General features: G+C 75.8%; 13 protein-coding genes. 1 reads left to right on the top strand and 12 read right to left on the bottom strand.

The annotated features are described in order from the left end of the window. Window positions 1-144: 144 nt before the first annotated feature. The 5 genes from cobC to cobM form a co-directional block, all read right to left on the bottom strand. A complete protein-coding gene (gene cobC / locus R4Z62_RS06980) occupies window positions 145-1,278 on the bottom strand; it encodes an Rv2231c family histidinol phosphate aminotransferase CobC (RefSeq protein WP_491519355.1) in 1,134 nt (377 codons plus the stop codon). After that, window positions 1,268-2,200, bottom strand: a complete 933-nt coding sequence (locus tag R4Z62_RS06975) for a sirohydrochlorin chelatase (RefSeq protein WP_355481574.1) — start codon at window positions 2,198-2,200, stop codon at window positions 1,268-1,270. Before R4Z62_RS06975 ends, cobC begins: the two co-directional genes overlap by 11 nt. Window positions 2,201-2,288: 88 nt before the next feature. Beyond that, complete coding sequence (cobJ, locus tag R4Z62_RS06970) at window positions 2,289-3,989, bottom strand: precorrin-3B C(17)-methyltransferase (RefSeq protein ID WP_491519354.1); 1,701 nt, start codon at window positions 3,987-3,989, stop codon at window positions 2,289-2,291. Continuing rightward, window positions 3,986-5,290 carry a precorrin-6y C5,15-methyltransferase (decarboxylating) subunit CbiE gene (gene cbiE, locus R4Z62_RS06965; protein ID WP_355481576.1) on the bottom strand — a complete coding sequence of 435 codons (1,305 nt, stop codon included), beginning with the start codon at window positions 5,288-5,290 and terminating at the stop codon, window positions 3,986-3,988. The genes cobJ and cbiE overlap by 4 nt, the downstream gene beginning before the upstream one ends. Then, window positions 5,287-6,105 (bottom strand): precorrin-4 C(11)-methyltransferase, encoded by an 819-nt coding sequence (cobM, locus tag R4Z62_RS06960; protein ID WP_064532198.1) that lies wholly within the window; start codon window positions 6,103-6,105, stop codon window positions 5,287-5,289. Before cobM ends, cbiE begins: the two co-directional genes overlap by 4 nt. Before the next feature lie 95 nt (window positions 6,106-6,200). Between cobM and R4Z62_RS06955 the strand changes: the two genes are divergently transcribed. Then, window positions 6,201-6,932 (top strand): ZIP family metal transporter, encoded by a 732-nt coding sequence (locus R4Z62_RS06955; RefSeq protein WP_064532196.1) that lies wholly within the window; start codon window positions 6,201-6,203, stop codon window positions 6,930-6,932. 32 nt (window positions 6,933-6,964) lie between these two features. Here R4Z62_RS06955 and cobI read toward each other — a convergent pair whose 3' ends face one another. From cobI to R4Z62_RS06920, 7 genes are read right to left on the bottom strand one after another with little or no spacing between them, the layout of a single operon-like run. After that, window positions 6,965-7,696, bottom strand: a complete 732-nt coding sequence (gene cobI, locus R4Z62_RS06950) for a precorrin-2 C(20)-methyltransferase (RefSeq protein WP_355481578.1) — start codon at window positions 7,694-7,696, stop codon at window positions 6,965-6,967. Continuing rightward, complete coding sequence (locus R4Z62_RS06945; protein WP_491519353.1) at window positions 7,693-9,087, bottom strand: cobyrinic acid a,c-diamide synthase CobB; 1,395 nt, start codon at window positions 9,085-9,087, stop codon at window positions 7,693-7,695. The genes cobI and R4Z62_RS06945 overlap by 4 nt, the downstream gene beginning before the upstream one ends. Before the next feature lie 4 nt (window positions 9,088-9,091). Next, a complete protein-coding gene (cobO, locus tag R4Z62_RS06940) occupies window positions 9,092-9,691 on the bottom strand; it encodes a cob(I)yrinic acid a,c-diamide adenosyltransferase (protein ID WP_355481582.1) in 600 nt (199 codons plus the stop codon). Further along, window positions 9,691-11,736: a putative cobaltochelatase gene (locus R4Z62_RS06935; protein ID WP_491519352.1), complete on the bottom strand. Its 2,046-nt coding sequence runs from the start codon at window positions 11,734-11,736 to the stop codon at window positions 9,691-9,693. Before R4Z62_RS06935 ends, cobO begins: the two co-directional genes overlap by 1 nt. Then, window positions 11,733-15,386 carry a cobaltochelatase subunit CobN gene (gene cobN / locus R4Z62_RS06930; protein WP_491519351.1) on the bottom strand — a complete coding sequence of 1,218 codons (3,654 nt, stop codon included), beginning with the start codon at window positions 15,384-15,386 and terminating at the stop codon, window positions 11,733-11,735. The genes R4Z62_RS06935 and cobN overlap by 4 nt, the downstream gene beginning before the upstream one ends. Next, on the bottom strand, window positions 15,383-16,903 hold the full coding sequence (locus R4Z62_RS06925) for a cobyric acid synthase (RefSeq protein ID WP_491519350.1): 1,521 nt from the start codon (window positions 16,901-16,903) through the stop codon (window positions 15,383-15,385). Before R4Z62_RS06925 ends, cobN begins: the two co-directional genes overlap by 4 nt. Beyond that, a complete protein-coding gene (locus tag R4Z62_RS06920) occupies window positions 16,900-17,874 on the bottom strand; it encodes a cobalamin biosynthesis protein (protein ID WP_491519349.1) in 975 nt (324 codons plus the stop codon). The genes R4Z62_RS06925 and R4Z62_RS06920 overlap by 4 nt, the downstream gene beginning before the upstream one ends. Between the last annotated feature and the right edge of the window lie 57 nt (window positions 17,875-17,931).

Genomic DNA, 17,931 nt, shown 5'->3' with positions numbered 1-17,931 from the left:
GGCGGCCCCCCTTCCTCCGGGCCGCCGCCCGGGAGCCGTTCCGCCCCGTTCACCCGCAGTCACCGGACCACCCGTCGGTCGCCGGCCACCGGCCACCGAACCCGCGGACCGGCCGTTCACCGCCTGCGGGCCGGCCGTTCACCGTCACCGGGCCGGTCCGAGCGCGGCGTCCAGCGCCGTCAGGAACCCGTCCGTCGTCCCCCGGTCCCGCACCGCGACCCGTATCCAGTCGGGTCCGAGCCCCGGGAAGGTGTCCCCGCGGCGGACCGCGTACCCGAGGGTGCGCAGCCGTCGGCGTACGCCTGCCGCGTCCGGTGTCCGCACCAGGACGAACGGGCCCTCGGCGGGCCCGGCCACATGGAGGCCGCGGTCAGCGAAGGCGGTCAGGCCCGCCACCAGGTGGCCGCGGTCCGCGGCGATACGGTGCGCCGCGTGCGCCGCCTCGGCCAGGGCGCGCGGCTCGACGCACGCCGTCGCCGCCGCCAGCGCCGGGCCGGACACCGGCCACAGCGGCTGGGCCCGCTCCAGCGCGGCGACGGTCTCCGGCGCGGACAGCACGTAGCCGATGCGCAGTCCGGCCAGCCCCCAGGTCTTGGTGAGGCTGCGCAGCACCACGAGGCCGGGCACGTCGGTCCGCCCGGCCAGCGCCTCCCGCTCGCCGGGCACCGCGTCCATGAACGCCTCGTCGACCACCACCGTGCGGCCCGGCCGGGCGAGCCGGGTGAGCGTCCGTGCCGGATGCAGCACCGACGTCGGGTTGGTCGGGTTGCCGACCACCACCAGGTCCGCGTCCCCGGGCACGTCCGCAGGGTCGAGCCGGAAGCCGTCCCGCTCCCGCAGCAGCACCCGGTCCACGGAGTGCCCCGCGTCCCGCAGCGCCGCCTCCGGCTCGGTGAACTGCGGGTGCACGACGACCGGCCTGCGCACCTTCAGCGCCCGCGCCAGCAGCACGAAGGCCTCCGCCGCGCCCGCCGTGAGCAGCACCCGGTCCACCGGCAGCCCGTGCCGGGCGGCCACCGCGGCCCGCGCGGCCCGCCCGTCCGGGTAGGCCGCGAGCGAGTCCAGTGACGCGGCGATCCGCTCCCGCAGCCACGGCGGCGGGGTCCCGGTCCGCACGTTCACGGCGAGGTCGGTCAGCGCCGCGCCGTCGTCGCGCACCTCCGCGTCCCCGTGGTGCCGCAGATCGTGCCCGCCGGTCTCGCCGGCCCCGGCCGCCCCGTCGGCCCCGGCCGCCCTGTCCGGCACCGCGTGCTCCTCGGCGCGCATGTCAGTGCGCATGCTCGTGCGAGTGCCCGCCATGGTGGTGGCCGTGCCCGTGGCCGTGATGGTGGCCGTCGTCGTCCGGGTGGAAGTGCGGCTGCTGCGGCAGCCCCACCTTGTCCTCGAAGCCGGGCAGGGCGATGCGGTAGACGCAGGAGTCGCAGTTCATGCGCACCATGCCCCCGGCCGCCTCCTCGTAGCGCTCCATCACCAGGTCGAGCAGTTCGGGCTCCGGTCCGATGACGTCCGCCGAACGCACCTCGACGTCCGGGTGGGCCGCCGCCCAGTCCTCGGTCTGCCGCCGGACCCGGTCCGGCAGGATGCCGGTGAACAGGAAGTACGGCAGGACGACGATCCGCCGGGCACCCAGCCGGACGCACCGGTCCAGACCGCTCGGCACGTCCGGCGCGGCCAGCGACACGAACGCGGTCTCCACGCCCGCGTACCCGCGCCCCTCCCACAGCAGCCGGGACGCCTTGAACACCTCGGCGTTGGCGTCCGGGTCGGTCGAACCGCGCCCGACCAGCAGCACGGTCACCTCGGAGCGGTCGTCGCCCGTGCCCTGGAGAGCCTCGTCCAGCCGCCGCTCCAGCACCCGCAGCAGCGCCGGGTGCGGGCCCAGCGGACGGCCGTAGGTGTACGAGATCCCCGGGTGCCGCTCCTTCTCGCGGGCCAGGGCCGCCGGGATGTCCCCCTTGGCGTGCCCGGCGGACACCAGCATCAGCGGCACGGCGGCGAACCGGCGCGCACCGCGCTCCACCAGTTCGGTGACCGCGTCGCCCAGCGGCGGCGGGGACAGCTCGATGAAGCCGCCCGCCACGGGCAGTTCGGGATGGCGGCGGCCCAGCTCCCGCACGAAGTCGCGGAAGGCCGCGGCACCGGCGTCGTCCCGGGTGCCGTGTCCGGCGATGAGCAGGGCGGGCGGCGTCGGGGTGGTCACAGGATCTCCTCGGGTGAAAGGGGGTGGTGCGATGGGTGGTACGGGGTGCGGCAGGGGAGGCGGGTGGTGGCCGCCGGGGCACCGGCGCTCACGCGTGCTCCCCCTGCCAGCGGTAGCCGCGCGGGGTCACCATGCGGCCCGCGATCCGCCGGGTCGCCGTGTTGCCCACGGTCACGACGGTCATCATGTCCACGGTCGCCGGGTCGAGCGCGGCCAGCGTGGTCAGCCGGCTCGACTCGTCGGGCCGTGAGGCGTTGCGCACGACACCGACCGGTGTCTTCGGGTCCCGGTGCCCGGCCAGGATCGCCAGCGCCTCGGGCAGCTGCCAGTCCCGGCCCCGCGAACGGGGGTTGTAGAAGGTCACGACGAGATCGGACTCGGCGGCGGCCCGCACCCGCCGCTCGATGACCTCCCACGGGGTGTGCAGGTCGGACAGGCTGATCGAGACATGGTCGTGCCCGAGCGGCGCGCCCAGGATCGCCCCGGCCGCGAGCGCCGCCGTGACCCCCGGCACCCCGGCCACCTCGATGTCGTCGGACGCCTCGGCGAGCGCGGGCGAGGCCATGGCGTACACCCCGGCGTCGCCGCTGCCGATCAGCGCGACGGCGTGCCCGGCGCGGGCCTCGGCGACGGCGGTCCTGGCCCGCTCCTCCTCGGCGCCGAGCCCCGACTCCAGGATCCGGGTGCCCGGCCGCAGCAGGTCGCGGATCTGGTCGACGTACTGGTCGAGCCCCACCAGGACGGAGGCGCGGCGCAGTTCGCCGCGGGCGCGCGGGGTCAGCAGGTCCCGGGCGCCGGGGCCGAGCCCGACCACCGCGAGCCGCCCGCGCACCGGCCGCCGTACGACCGCGCACGTCGCCATCGCGGGCCGTCCGTCCGCCCGCGCCGACTTCCGCTTGGGGACGAGGAGTTCACCGCCGCCGAGCAGGGCGGCGGCCTCGGCGACCGAGGGGGTGCCGACGGCGGCGAGCGGCGCGTCGGACGGGTGGGGCACGTCGACCCCGGCCAGCTCGGCGGCGGAGTACGTCACGAGGGGCACGCCCAGCGCCTCGGCCGCGGCGACGATGCCGGGTTCGCCGGCCTTGGCGTCCACCGTGGCCAGGTGGGCGACGCTGCGCGGGGACAGCCCGGCCTCGCGCAGCGCGTCCTCGACCAGGTGCAGCACCTCTTCGGCGGGCGCCCCGGCGGAGGCGCCCACGCCGACGGCCAGGGACGGCGGTCTGAGGACCACCTCGCGGCCGCCCGCCGCGACCGCCCGGTCCGTCACCCGTACGGCGTAGTCGGCCGCCGTTCCGGGGGGCGCGAGGGGCAGCGCGGGCAGCGGCCAGGGCACCTCGGCGTCGAGCCGTACCGGCACCCCGTCCAGCAGCGCCCGCGACACCCCGGCCACGTCGCCCTCGACGGGCAGGCCGAGGGTGTCCAGACCGGCCAGTCCCGCGGCGTCCGTCGCGGTCGTCACCACCGGCGCGGCGCCCAGCACCCCGGCGACCTCTCCGGCCAGCTGGTTGGCGCCGCCGCCGTGCCCGCCGACCAGCGACACGGCGAACCGGCCGCCCTCGTCGACGCAGACCACGCCCGGGTCGGACGCCTTGTCCGCCAGCAGCGGCGCGATCAGCCGGACCACGGCGCCCGTGGCCAGGAAGCACACGAGCTGCTCGCACTCGGCGAACGCGGCCCGTACGGCGTCGCCCGCGGGCCCGTCGTAGACCTGGGTGCGCTCCGGCCACGCGGCCGCCAGCCGGTCCCGCGCCACCGCGCCCGCCGCGGTGGCGGAAATGAGGCCGATCACTGGACAACTCCTTCTTCGGATTCTTCTTCGGATCCGTTTTCGGGCAGGGCCGCCGGGGACCCTTCGCCGGGGGCCGCCGGGGGCCGTACGCCCCACAGCAGGAAAACGGGATGGGTTGCCGCGAGCCGGGTCACGTCCCCCGGCAGCGGCGCGAGCCGGGACGCCTGGAGCAGTACGCCGTCGCAGGTCAGCCCGGCGTCGAGGAGCGCCTGCCGGGCGGTGGGCACCCGGTCGAGGGCGGCCAGCGCGACCACGACCGTACGGCGGGCCCGGCGCGCGCACACCCCGACGACGGCCGGCAGGTCGCGCCCGCCGCCGCCGACGAACACGGCGTCCGGATCGGCGTCGAGCCCGGCCAGCGCGCCGGGCGCCGTCCCGTGGACCACGGCCACGTCCACGCCGTGCGCGGCCGCGTTGGCCCGCACCCGCTCCACGCCGTCCGCGGTCTTCTCCACCGCGACGACCGCCGCGCCCAGCCGGGCGCACTCCACGGCCACCGAACCCGAACCGGCGCCGACGTCCCACACCAGGTCGCCGGTGCGCGGCCCGAGCCGGGCCAGGGCCAGCGCCCGCACCTCCGCCTTGGTGATCATCGAGTCGCGGTGCGCGAAGGCGTCCTCCGGCAGCGCCCAGCCCGGGGCGGGCGGCGGCGGCCCGGCGAGCGTCCGCACGGCGCCCAGCGCCCGCGCCTCGTCCAGGCAGAGCACCACGTTGACCGCCGTGCCCCAGTCCCGGGCGGCGGCCTCGGCGGGCGTGACCCGCTCCACGCGCTCGCGGTCGCCGCCCAGCGCCGAGGCCACCACCAGCACCCGGTCACCGGCCGGATGCCGCGTCAGCGCGGCGCCCAGCTCGGCGGGGCCCGCGCCCGGACCGGTCAGCACGGCCACCTTCGGCCGGGCCCTGCACACGTTGACCGCGGTCCGCAGCTCCCGTCCGTGCGCGCTGACCACCACGGCGTCCTCCCACGGCAGCCCCACCCGCGCGAACGCGGCGGCCACCGAGGACACCCCCGGCCGCACGTCCAGCGCCCTGGGCCCGAACCGCTCCGCCAGCGCCCGTACGATCCCGAAGAACCCCGGATCGCCCGAGGCCAGCACGACCGCGCGCCGTCCCGCCCCGGCGCACTCGGCGATCGCGTCCAGCGCGGGCGCCAGCGGCCCCAGCACCACCCGCCGGGTGCCCTCGGGCAGCGCGGCGGCGTCCAGGTGCCGCCGCCCGCCCACGACGAGCGCGGCCCCGGCGACGGCGTCGGCGCCCACGCCCCCGGAGACGCCCGTCCCCGTGCCGACGACCGTGATCACGTGCTCGCACCCCGCGCGCGCAGGGCCTTGCGGGCCTCCGGGTCGGCCTTGCGGAAGCCGTGGAAGTGCCCCGGGTGGTACAGGTGGGAGCGGGTGCCGTGCGCGCCGAGCGCCGGGCCGACCAGGAAGAGGGTGTGCTTCCAGAGCCGGTGCTCCTTGACGGTCTCCTCCAGGGTGCCGATCGTGCACTTGACGACCAGCTCCTCCGGCCAGGTCGCCTGGTGGGCCACCACGACCGGCGTCGACGTCGGATAGCCGCCCTCCAGCAGCTCCCGCACCAGCTGACCGCTGCGGGCCGCCGACAGGAAGACGGCCATGGTGGTGCCGTGCCGGGCGAACTCGCGCACCTCCTCGCCGGGCGGCATCGGCGTCTTGCCGCCGCCGAGCCGGGTCAGGACGACCGACTGCGCCACCTCCGGGATGGTCAGCTCGCGCCCGGCGAGCGCCGCCACGGCGGAGAAGGACGACACCCCGGGCACGATCTCCGTCTCGATGCCGAGGTCCGCGCACCGGTCCAGCTGCTCCTGCGTACCGCCCCACAGCGCCGGGTCGCCGGAGTGGATCCGCGCCACCCTCAGGCCCTCGGCGCGGGCCCGCTCGTACACGGCGACGACGTCCTCCAGGGACATGGTGGCCGAGTCCAGGATCTCCGCGTCCGCGCGGGCGTGCTCCAGCACCTCGGCCTGGACCAGGCTGGCCGCCCAGATCACCACGTCGGCCTCGGCGATCGCCCGTGCGGCGCGGAAGGTCAGCAGGTCGGCGGCGCCGGGACCGGCACCGACGAAGGTCACCTTGCCGGTGGGGGCATCGGCCATGGGGTCGGGTCCTCTCGTACGGAATGTCATGGTGTGTGGTGGTCGGGAAGTGGCCGGATGTGCGCGATCGGGGGTTGATCGGATAGCAAGGGCACATGGCGGTCTTCGTCGCGCTCGGCGCGTTCCTGATGACGCTGGCCGGCGGCTGGACGGCACAGCGGGTCACCGACCGCCGCCATCTGGTCCTCGGACTGGCCGGCGGCCTGATGCTCGGTGTGGTCGGACTCGATCTGCTGCCCGAAGCGCTCGACGCGGTGGGCCGGGAGGTGTTCGGCGTCCCCGCGGCCCTGCTGCTGTTCGTGGCCGGATTCCTGCTGGCCCATCTCGTCGAGCGGCTGCTGGCCGCCCGGCAGGCCGCGCACGGCGGCGAGGAGGGCCACCGGCACCGCTCGGCCGAGGTGGGCCTGACCGCAGCCGCCGCGCTGGTCGGGCACAGCGCCATGGACGGCGTGGCGATAGGCGCCGCCTTCCAGATCGGCGGCGGCATGGGCATCGCCGTCGCCCTCGCCGTGATCGCCCACGACTTCGCGGACGGTTTCAACACCTTCACCCTGACCAGCCTGTACGGCAACGCCCGCCGCAAGGCGATCGCGATGCTCGTCGCGGACGCGCTGGCCCCCGTGGTCGGCGCCGCCTCGACCACGTTCGTCACCATCCCCGAGTGGTTCCTCGGCGGCTATCTCGGCCTCTTCGCCGGCGTGCTCCTCTACCTCTCCGCCGCCGAGATCCTGCCCGAGGCCCACCACGAGCACCCGGCCCGCTCCACCCTGCTGTGCACGGTGGCGGGCGTCGCGTTCGTCTGGCTCGTGGTGGGCCTGGCGGCCTGAGCGGCCCCGGGCACGCTCCCGGACGGCGGCACTCACAGCTTGCCGCCCCGCCCGCCCGCGCGCCGCGCCGGTGCGATCAGCGTCGACAGATACGGCAGCGGAGCACCGTCCAGCTCGGCGGCCGGCCGCACCGACTCCTCCGGCAGCCCCAGCGCCGAACCCCATACGGCGTCGTCGAGCCGCCCGCTGTCCCGCAGCGCCTCGGCGACCTCGGCCGCCTGCCGCCCGAACTTGTACGCCACGACCGTCCCCGGCCCGTTCAGCGCGTCCTTGAGCACCGCCGCGCCGGCGGTCACCGGCACCAGCGTCAGCGGCTCCGTGCCCTCGGTCAGCACCGCGCCCGAGCGGGCCGCCAGGTCCTGCATCGCGGTGATCCCCGGCACCGTCTCCACCACCGTGCCCGGCACCAGAGCGGCCACGGTCTGCGCCAGATACGTGAACGTCGAATAGACATTCGGGTCGCCGATGGTCGCGAAGGCCACGCTCCCGTGCTCCCGCAGCAGCCCGGCGACCCGCTCCCCGGCCGCGTCCCACGCCGCCTCGCGCCGCGCCCGGTCGGTCCGCTCGTTCAGCGCGAACACCACCCGCACGACCTTGTCCGACGGCACGTAGTGCAGCACGGTCGCCTCCGCGCGCCCGCGCTCCCCGGTGTCCATGACCGGCACCACCACGACGTCGGCCGCGCGCAGCGCGTTCACGCCCTTGACGGTCACCAGCTCCGGATCACCCGGCCCGACACCCACTCCGACCAGCCTGCTGCTCATGACGTCCGGCACCTTTCCACGAACCGACGGGCCACACCGGGCTCGGACGCCCAGTGCGTGTGCAGATAACTCGCGTGCACGCCCCGGCGCACGAAACCCTCGACCCGGCGCACCGGGGCCCGCAGGCCCCAGGCGGCCGCCTCACCGGCACCGGGCTCCACGGCGGTGCGGTGGAACTCGTGCCCCCGCATCCGCGTACCGGCCGGCGCCAGCGCGCTGTCGGAGACGGCCACCGCGTCCCGGTAACCGAGGGTCAGCCGGTCCGTCATCCGCGCGGTGGCGTCCAGCACCCCGCACATCGGCTTCCCGTCCAGCTCCCGGCACAGATACAGCAGCCCGGCGCACTCGGCGGCCACCGGGGCCCCGGACAGCGCCAGCGCGGCGACCGCCTCGCGCAGCGGCTCGTTGGCCGACAGCTCGGCGGCGTAGACCTCCGGGAACCCGCCGCCGACGACCAGCCCGGCGGTGCCCTCCGGCAGCTTCTCGTCCGTCAGCGGATCCAGGGCGACGACCTCCGCGCCGGCCGCGGCCAGCAGCTCGGCGTGCTCGGCGTAGGAGAAGGTGAACGCGGCCCCGCCGGCCACGGCGACCACGGGCGCGCGCCCGCCGCCGGGGCCGGGCGCCGGGCCCCCGGGATCCCAGGGGGCGCGGTCGCCGGGCAGCGGCCCCGCCGACCGCGCCAGCGCCTCCAGCGCGGCCAGGTCGCAGCCCCGCTCGACCTGCGCGCCCATCGCGGCGACCGCCTCCACCGCCGCGCCCTGCCGCTCGGCGACCGGCACCAGACCCAGATGCCGGGACGGCGTGTCCACCTGCGGCGCCCGCCGCAGCACCCCCAGCACCGGCACCCCCACCGACTCCAGCGCCTGGCGCAGCAGCTCCTCGTGCCGGTCGGAGCCGACCTTGTTGAGGATCACGCCCCCGATCCGCACCAGCGGGTCCCACGTCACGAACCCGTGCACCAGCGCCGCCACCGACCGCGACTGCGAGGACGCGTCGACCACCAGCACGACCGGCGCCCGCAGCAGCTTCGCCACCTGCGCGGTGGACGCCAGCTCGCCCTGCCCGGCCGCCCCGTCGTACAGCCCCATCACGCCCTCGACGACGGCGATGTCGCATCCGCGCGCCCCGTGCAGGAATAGCGGCGCGATCAGCTCGGGGCCGCACAGGAAGGCGTCGAGATTGCGCCCGGTCCGCCCGGTGGCGAGCGCGTGGTACCCGGGGTCGATGTAGTCCGGCCCCACCTTGTGCGGGGACACGGCGAGACCGCGCCCGGCCAGCGCGGCCATCAGACCGGTGGCCACGGTGGTCTTGCCGCTGCCGGAGGCCGGCGCGGCGACGACCAGCCGCGGCACGGACGCGGGGGACGAGGCGGGGGAGGGGGAGGTCAGCACGGCGTCACCACTCGATGCCCCGCTGGCCCTTCTGCCCCGCGTCCATCGGGTGCTTGACCTTGGACATGTCGGTGACGAGGTCGGCGGCCCCCACCAGCTTCTCCGGCGCGTTGCGCCCGGTGATCACCACGTGCTGGTTCCCCGGCCGGCCGCGCAGCACCTCCACGACCTCGTCGGTGTCCACCCAGCCCCAGTGCATCGGGTACGCGAACTCGTCGAGCACGTACAGCCGGTACGTCTCGGCGGCCAGGTCGCGCTTGACCTGCTCCCAGCCCTCGCGGGCCTTGGCCTCGTTGTCCGTCTGCGCGTCCCGCTGGACCCACGACCAGCCCTCGCCCATCTTGTGCCAGACGACGCTGCCGCCCTCGCCGGAGTCGCCGAGCACACGCAGCGCCCGCTCCTCGCCGACCCGCCACTTCGCCGACTTGACGAACTGGAACACCCCGATCGGCCAGCCCTGGTTCCAGGCGCGCAGCGCCAGCCCGAACGCGGCCGTCGACTTGCCCTTGCCGATCCCCGTGTGCACGACCACCAGCGCCCGGTTGCGGCGCTGACGCGTGGTCAGCCCGTCGTCCGGCACGGCACTCGGCTGTCCCTGCGGCACTACGCGGCCCTCCTCGACGTCCCCTGCACATCCCGGACCAGACCGGCGATGCTGTCGGCCCGCAGCTCGTCCAGCGTCACCGGCGTACCGCCCAGCTCACCGGCGAGGCGTCCGGCCAGCCCCAGCCGCACCGGACCCGACTCGCAGTCCACGACCACCGAGGCGACCTGTTCGGCCGCCAGCAGCCGCGCCGCCCGCTCGGCCAGGGCGACCGGCTCGGGGCCGCCCGTCGCCCGGCCGTCGGTGACGACCACGAGCAGCGGACGCCGCGCCGGATCGCGCAGCCGCTCCACCCGCAGCACCTCGTGCGCCCGCAGCAGCCCGGCCGCCAGCGGCGTACGCCCGCCGGTCGGCAGCGACCGGAGCCGGACCGCCGCCGCGTCCACCGACGAGGTCGGCGGCAGCGCCACCTCGGCCGAGGACCCCCGGAAGGTCACCAGACCCACCTTGTCCCGCCGCTGGTAGGCGTCCAGCAGCAGCGACAGCACGGCACCCTTGACCGCGCTCATCCGCTGCCGCGCCGCCATCGACCCGGACGCGTCCACCACGAAGAGCACGAGGTTGCCCTCGCGCCCCTCCCGGGTCGCCTGCCGCAGATCGTCCCGGCGGACCACCAGACCGGGCCCCGACCGGCCCCGCGCCCGCTGGTGCGGCGCCGCCGCCCGCACGGTCGCCGCCAGGTGCAGCTTGGTCAGCGTGCCGCGCGGCCGCCGCGCGCCGGTCGTCCGCCCGTGCTCGGTCCGCGCCCGGGAGCGCCGCCCGGCGGCACCCTCGCCGAGCCCCGGGACACTGAGCACCTTGGTACGGAACGGCTCCGCCGCCCCCACGGCGGCCTGCTCGCCCGCGCCCGCCCCGGACGGCTGCGGCTCGCCGCCCTGCTCGTCCTTCCGGTCCTGCTCGGGCCGCGCGCCGCTCTCGCCGTCCTGCCCACCGCCGTCCTCGGGCTCCGGCTGCCCGCCGCCCCCGCCCGGCCCGTCCGTCCCCGGACCGGGGTCCGGGTCGGGGTCCGGGTCGGGATCGTCGTCGTCCTCGGGACCGGCGTACTCCTGGAGCGTCTCGTCCAGCTTGTCCTCGTCCAGGCCCGGGGCGTCGAACGGATTGCGCCGCCGCCGGTGCGGCAGCGCCAGCAGCGCGGCCTGCCGCACGTCCTCGGCGAGCACATCGGTCCGCCCCGCCCACGCGGCCAGCGCGGTCGCCGTGCGCGCCATCACGATGTCGGCGCGCATGCCGTCGACCTCGAAGGCCGCGCAGGTCGCCGCGATCTGCCGCAGCGCCGCGTCACCGAGCCGCACCCGCGGCAGCAGCTCCCGCGCCGCCGCGATCCGGGCGCGCACCGCGGCCTCCTCGTCGGCCCAGCGCGCCGCGAAACCGGCCGGATCGTCGTCGTACGCCAGCCTCCTGCGCACCACCTCGACCCGCTGGTCCGGCTCCCGCGAGGCGGCCACCTCCACGGTCAGCCCGAACCGGTCCAGGAGCTGCGGGCGCAGCTCGCCCTCCTCCGGGTTCATGGTCCCCACCAGCAGGAACCGCGCGGCGTGCCGGACGGAGACGCCCTCGCGTTCCACGTAGGAGGCGCCCATGGCGGCGGCGTCCAGCAGCAGGTCGACCAGATGGTCGTGGAGCAGGTTGACCTCGTCGACGTACAGGATGCCGCGGTGCGCGTCGGCGAGCAGCCCCGGCTCGAACGCCTTCACGCCCTCCGCGAGCGCCCGCTCGATGTCCAGCGCGCCCACCAGCCGGTCCTCGGAGGCGCCCACGGGCAGCTCGACCATCCGCGCCGGACGCGTCTCGAACGCCCCCGGCTCGTGCGGTCCGTCCGGGCAGGACGGGTCGGGCGAGTCCGGGTCGCAGGAGAACCGGCACCCGGCGACCACGTCCACCGCGGGCAGCAGCGCCGACAGCGCCCGCACGGCGGTGGACTTCGCGGTGCCCTTCTCGCCGCGGACCAGCACCCCGCCGACCGCCGGGGAGACGGCGTTCAGCAGCAGCGCGAGCCGCAGGTCGTCCTGACCCACGACCGCCGTGAACGGAAACGGGGTACTCACTTCTCGTCACCCTCCAAGTCGCCCTCCAGCTCCAGATACGTGGCGCGCAGCCGCTCCAGCGTGTCCGCGTCCGGCTCCGCCCACAGCCCGCGCTCGGCGGCCTCCAGGAGCCGTTCGGTGATGCCGCGCAGCGCCCACGGGTTGGACTTGCGCATGAACTCCTGGTTCTCCGGCGAGAACACGTACTCCGCCGACAACTTCTCGTACATCCAGTCGTCGACCACGCCCGCCGTCGCGTCGTACCCGAACAGGTAGTCCACGGTCGCGGCCATCTCGAAGGCGCCCTTGTAGCCGTGCCGGCGCATGGCGGCCATCCAGCGCGGGTTGACCACCCGGGCCCGGAAGACGCGGTGGGTCTCCTCGCCCAGCGTGCGGGTCCTCACCTGGTCGGGCACGGCGGAGTCGCCGACGTACGCCTCGGGGCTGCCCCCCGTCAGATGCCGCACCATGGCGACCATGCCGCCGTGGTACTGGAAGTAGTCGTCGGCGTCGACGATGTCGTGTTCCCTCGTGTCGACGTTCTTCGCGGCCACCGCGATCCGCCGGAACGCCGTCTCCATGTCGCCGCGCGCCGCCCGCCCGTCGAGCCCGCGCCCGTAGGCGTAGCCGCCCCACACCGCGTACACCTCGGCGAGGTCCGCGTCCGAGCGCCAGTTGCGGGCGTCGATCAGCGGCAGCAGGCCCGCGCCGTAGGCGCCCGGCTTGGAACCGAAGATGCGGGCCGTGGCCCGGCGCCGGTCGCCGTGCTCGGCGGTGTCCTCGTCCGCGTGCGCCCGTACGTAGTTGGACTCGGCGGGTTCGTCCAGCTCCGCCACCGCCCGGACCGCGTCGTCGATCAGCCCGACCACGTGCGGGAACGCGTCCCGGAAGAAGCCGGAGATACGGACCGTGACGTCGACGCGCGGCCGGCCCAGCTCCTCCGGCGGGACGATCTCGAAGCCGGTGACCCGGCGCGAGGCGTCGTCCCACACCGGGCGGCAGCCCAGCAGCGCCAGGATCTCCGCGATGTCGTCGCCCTGGGTGCGCATCGCGGAGGTGCCCCACACCGTCAGACCGACCGACCTCGGGTACGCGCCGGTGTCCTGGAGGTACCGCTGCACCAGCGAGTCCGCGAGGGACTGCCCGACCTCCCAGCTCAGCCGCGACGGGATCGCCTTGGGGTCGACGGAGTAGAAGTTCCGGCCGGTCGGCAGCACATTGACCAGACCGCGCGTCGGCGAGCCCGAGGGACCGGCCGGGACGTAGCCGCCGTCCAGCGCCCGCAGGATGTGCCCGATCTCGTCGGTGGTCCGGGCCAGCCGGGGCACCACCTCCGTGCAGGCGAACTCCAGCACGGCCACGGCCTCGGGGAGTTCACCGCCGAGCACCCCGGCCACCAGCGCGGGAACGGCGGCCCGGTCCCAGCCGCGCTCCTCCATGCCCTCGGCGAACCGCCGGCACAGCGTCTCCAGCAGATCGATCGTGTCCGCCGCCGTCCGCGCCGGGCCGTCCACCAGGGCGGTCAGCTCCGCCGGCACCTTCACCGCGGCGCCCGGCTCGGCCAGCAGCTCCTTCTCCACCAGCCCGAAGTGCGCGGCCAGCGCCGCCCGCAGGCCCGGCAGCGCGTTCGCCTGCCCGCCCCACACCTGTGAGGCGCGCAGCACGGCCAGCACCAGGTTCACCCGGGGCTCGCCGACCGGTCCGCCGCCCAGGATGTGCAGTCCGTCGCGGATCTGCACGTCCTTGATCTCGCAGAGGTAGCCGTCGATGTGCATGACGAACTCGTCGAACGCCTCGTCGTCGGGCTGCTCGTCCACATGCAGGTCGTGGTGGAGCTCGGCGGCCTTGACCAGGGTCCAGATCTGCGCGCGCACGGCCGGGGCCTTGACCGGGTCCAGGTCGGAGACGAGCGCGTACTCGTCCAGGAGCTGTTCCAGCTTGGCCAGGTCGCCGTAGGTGTCGGCGCGGGCCATCGGCGGCACCAGGTGGTCGACGACGGTGGCGTGCCCGCGGCGCTTGGCCTGGGTGCCCTCACCGGGGTCGTTGACGATGAACGGGTAGATCAGCGGCAGATCGCCGAGGACCGCGTCCGGGGCGCAGCCGCCGCTCAGGCCCAGGCCCTTGCCCGGCAGCCACTCCATGGTGCCGTGCTTGCCCATGTGCACGACCGCGTCGGCGCCGAAGCTGTGGTCCAGCCAGCGGTAGGCCGCCAGGTAGTGGTGCGAGGGCGGCATGTCGGGGTCGTGGTAGATCGCGATCGGGTTCTCGCCGAAGCCGCGCGGCGGCTGGATCATCACGACCACGTTGCCGAACCGCAGGGACGCCAGCACGATGTCGTCGCCGTCCACGTACAGGCTGCCCGGCGGCTCGCCCCACGCCTCGGTCATCGCCTCCCGCAGCGCCGGGTCCAGCGTCTCGAACCAGGCCCGGTAGTCGGCCAGCGGCACCCGCGCGGGCGCGGCGGCCAGCTGGTCCTCCGTCAGCCACTCCACGTCGTGGCCGCCGGCCTCGATCAGCCGGTGGATCAGCTCGTCGCCGTTGTCCGGGTACTCCGTGAGCCCGTACCCGGCCTCCCGCAGCGCGTCCAGGACCCGTACCGCCGAGGCGGGCGTGTCCAGGCCGACGGCGTTGCCGACCCGGGAGTGCTTCGTCGGGTACGCGGTGAAGACCAGCGCGACCTTCTTCTCGGCGTTCGGCGTGTACCCGAGCCGGGCGTGCCGCACGGCGATCCCGGCGACCCGGGCCGCCCGCCCGGGGTCGGCGACGTACACCGGTACGCCGTCGGGTCCCTGCTCCTTGAAGGAGAACGGGACGGTGATCAGCCGTCCGTCGAACTCGGGGATGGCGACCTGCATCGCCGCGTCCATGGGGGACAGGGCCGCGTCGGAGGCGTCCCAGGCGGCCCGCGAGGAGGTCAGGCACAGCCCCTGGAGCACCGGGACGTCGAGGTCGGCGAGGGCGCCGATGTCCCACGCCTCCTCGTCGCCGCCCGCCGACGCCTGCGAGGCGTGGGTGCCGCCGGCCGCCAGGACGGTGGCCACCAGGGCGTCGGTCTGCCCGAGGATCTCGTACAGCCCCGGGTCGGCGCCGCGCAGCGAACCGCAGTACACCGGCAGCGCGTTGGCGCCGTGCGCCTCGATCGCCTCGCACAGGGTGTCCACGAAGGCGGTGTTGCCGCTCAGTTCGTGGGCGCGGTAGAAGAGCACACCGACCGTGGGGCGGCCCGGCACGCGCGGGCGCTCCCCGCGCACCCCGAACTCCGGCATCCGGCGCGGCTCCTCGAAGCCCTCGCCGGTCAGCAGCACCGTGTCGGACAGGAACCGGGCCAGCTCGGCGAGGTTGGCCGGGCCGCCCTCCACCAGGTAGCGCAGCGCCTCGGCGACCACACCGGCGGGCACCGACGACTCGGCCATCAGCTCCGCGTCCGGCACGCTCTCGCCGCCCAGCAGCACGGTCGGCACACCGGACGCCCTCAGCGCGGCGAGCCCGTCCTCCCAGGCACGCTTGCCGCCCAGCAGCCGCACCACGGCGAGGTCCGCGCCGTCCAGCAGCGCGGGCAGCTCACCGGTCACGTCCACCCGGGTCGGGTTGCCGATCCGGTAGGACGCCCCGCAGGCGCGGGCCGCCAGCAGATCGGTGTCGGCGGTGGACAACAACAACACTGTGCTCATGCGGGCGCTCCCGGTGGAATGAAAGGCAGTCCTTGCGGCGCGCCGGACTCGATGAGCCGCCACAGCGCGTCCGTGTCCGCGTGCTGTTCGATCAGGTCGCCGAGCCGGTCGAGCTGCTCCTCGCGCAGCGCGGCGAACGACGTGGTGGGCGAGGGCACGAAACGGCGGCCCGCGGCGGCGGCGACCACCCGCAGGAAGGCCCGGCGGAAGCCGTCCGACTCCAGCGAGCCGTGCCAGTGCGTGCCCCAGACCGAGCCGGCCCGGCAGCCGTCAAGGAAGGGTTCGCCGCCGGTGACGTCGGCGACGCCGTGATGGATCTCGTAGCCCTCGACCCGCTCGCCGAGGGCCGTCCCCGCGGGCCGGGCGAGGGTCTTGTCCGGGGCGAACCGGACGCGTACGGGCAGCAGTCCGAGCCCGTCGACCCGGCCGCGGCGGCTCTCGACGTCGTCCTCGATGTGCTCGCCGAGGAGCTGGAAGCCGCCGCAGACGCCGAGGACGGGCCGTCCCTCGGCGGTCCGGCGCCGCAGCGCGTCCGCGAGGCCCCGCTCGCGCAGCCAGTCCAGCGCCCGCACGGTGCCGCGGGTGCCCGGGACCACCACGAGATCGGCGTCGGCCAGTTCCTCGGGCCGGTCCACGAACCGCACGACGACGCCCGGTTCGGCGGCCAGCGCGTCCACGTCGGTGAAGTTGGACATCAGCGGGACGGCGCAGACGGCGACCCGCAGCACGTCCTCGCCGACCGGCGGCGCCACGGCGGACTCCCGTACGGCACCGCGCAGCGACACCCGCAGCCCGTCCTCCTCGTCGATGCCGAGCCCGTGCCGGAAGGGCAGCACCCCGTAGGTGTGCCGCCCGGTGAGCCCGTGCAGCATGCCGATGCCGGGTTCGAGCAGTGAGACGTCGCCGCGGAACTTGTTGACGAGGAAGCCGGCGACCAGCTCCTGGTCCTCGGGGGAGAGCAGGGCCACGGTGCCGAAGAAGGAGGCGAAGACGCCGCCGCGGTCGATGTCGCCGACGACGACCACCGGCAGCCGCGCGCCGCGCGCGATGCCCATGTTGACGATGTCGGTGCGGCGCAGATTGATCTCGGCCGGGCTGCCCGCGCCCTCGCAGATCACCGCGTCGTAGGAGCCGCGCAGTTCGGCCAGGCAGTCCAGCACCGTGCCCAGCAGCCGCTGCTGGCGCCCGCCGTGGTAGCCGCGCGCGCTCAGCTCGCCCACCGGCCTGCCCAGCAGCACCACTTGGCTGCTCTGCTCGCCGCCCGGCTTGAGCAGCACCGGGTTCATCAGCGCGGTCGGCTCGATCCGGCACGCCTGCGCCTGCATGGCCTGTGCCCGGCCGATCTCGGCGCCCTCGCGGGTGACGAACGAGTTGAGGGACATGTTCTGCGCCTTGAACGGCGCGACCTTGACACCCTGGCGCACCAGCCACCGGCAGATCCCGGCGGTGACGACGCTCTTGCCGGCGTCGGAGGTGGTCCCGGCGACGAGCAGCCCGCCGCCCCGGCCACCGCTCATGACGTACGTCCCTTCGTCCGACGGTCGCGACGGCCGCACAGGAGCTTCACGGCGGCACACGTGCCGAGCGCGAGCCAGCTCACGCGCCGTGAGAGCCGTACGGCCCGGTCGATGTCACCGGCCTGCACCGCGCGCCCCGCCGCGCCGTTCAGCACCGGCCGGTGCTCCACGCGCCCGGCGTACGACAGCGTGCCGCCGAGGCGGACGCCGAGCGCGCCCGCGAACGAGGCTTCCACCGGCCCGGCGTTGGGGCTCGGGTGCCGTCCGGCGTCCGCGCGCCAGGCCCGTACGGCGCCGCGCGGATCGCCGCCCGCGGCGGTGGCCAGGACGGCGGTCAGCCGGGCGCCCGGCCAGCCGGCCAGGTCGTCGAGGCGGGCGGAGGCCCAGCCGAAGCGCCGGTGGCGGGGCGACTTGTGGCCGACCATGGCGTCCAGGGTGTTGACGGCACGGAAGCCGAGAAGGCCGGGCACGCCCGCGACGGCACCCCAGACGAGGGCGCCGACCACGGCGTCGGAGGTGTTCTCGGCGACCGACTCGACGACCGCGCGGGCGATCTGGGCGGCGTCCAGCGCCTGCGGGTCGCGTCCGCACAGATGCGGCAGCCGCGCCCGTGCGGCCTCGATGTCGCCGGACTCCAGGGCCCGTCCGACGGCGCGGGCCTCGCGGGCCAGCGAGGTGCCGCCGACCACGGCCCAGGTGGCGGCGCCGGTCAGCAGGACGGAGGCGGTGTACGGGAAGCGGGGGGCGCGGGCGGCGCGGGCGGCGGCGGCCCCCAGCGCGACGGCGCCACCGGCGCACACGGCGGTGTGCAGCGCGCCCCAGCCACGGTGGTCGTGCCACAGCACACGTTCGACGGCGCCCGCGGCCCGCCCGAACACGGCGACCGGATGCCCGCGGCGCGGGTCGCCGAGGAACAGGTCACCGAGGAGGCCGGCGGCGGCGCCGTACGCGAAGACGCGATCGGCACCCATCGGGTCAGCCGGCCGCGGGGTCGGTCAGGGAATCGCTGATGAACCTCGGTCGGCAGC

The sequence above is a fragment of the Streptomyces sp. PL-25 genome, from assembly GCF_058344915.1.
The sequence above is the reverse complement of the archived record's forward strand: the minus strand, read 5'-3'. Positions and strand labels throughout refer to the sequence as shown.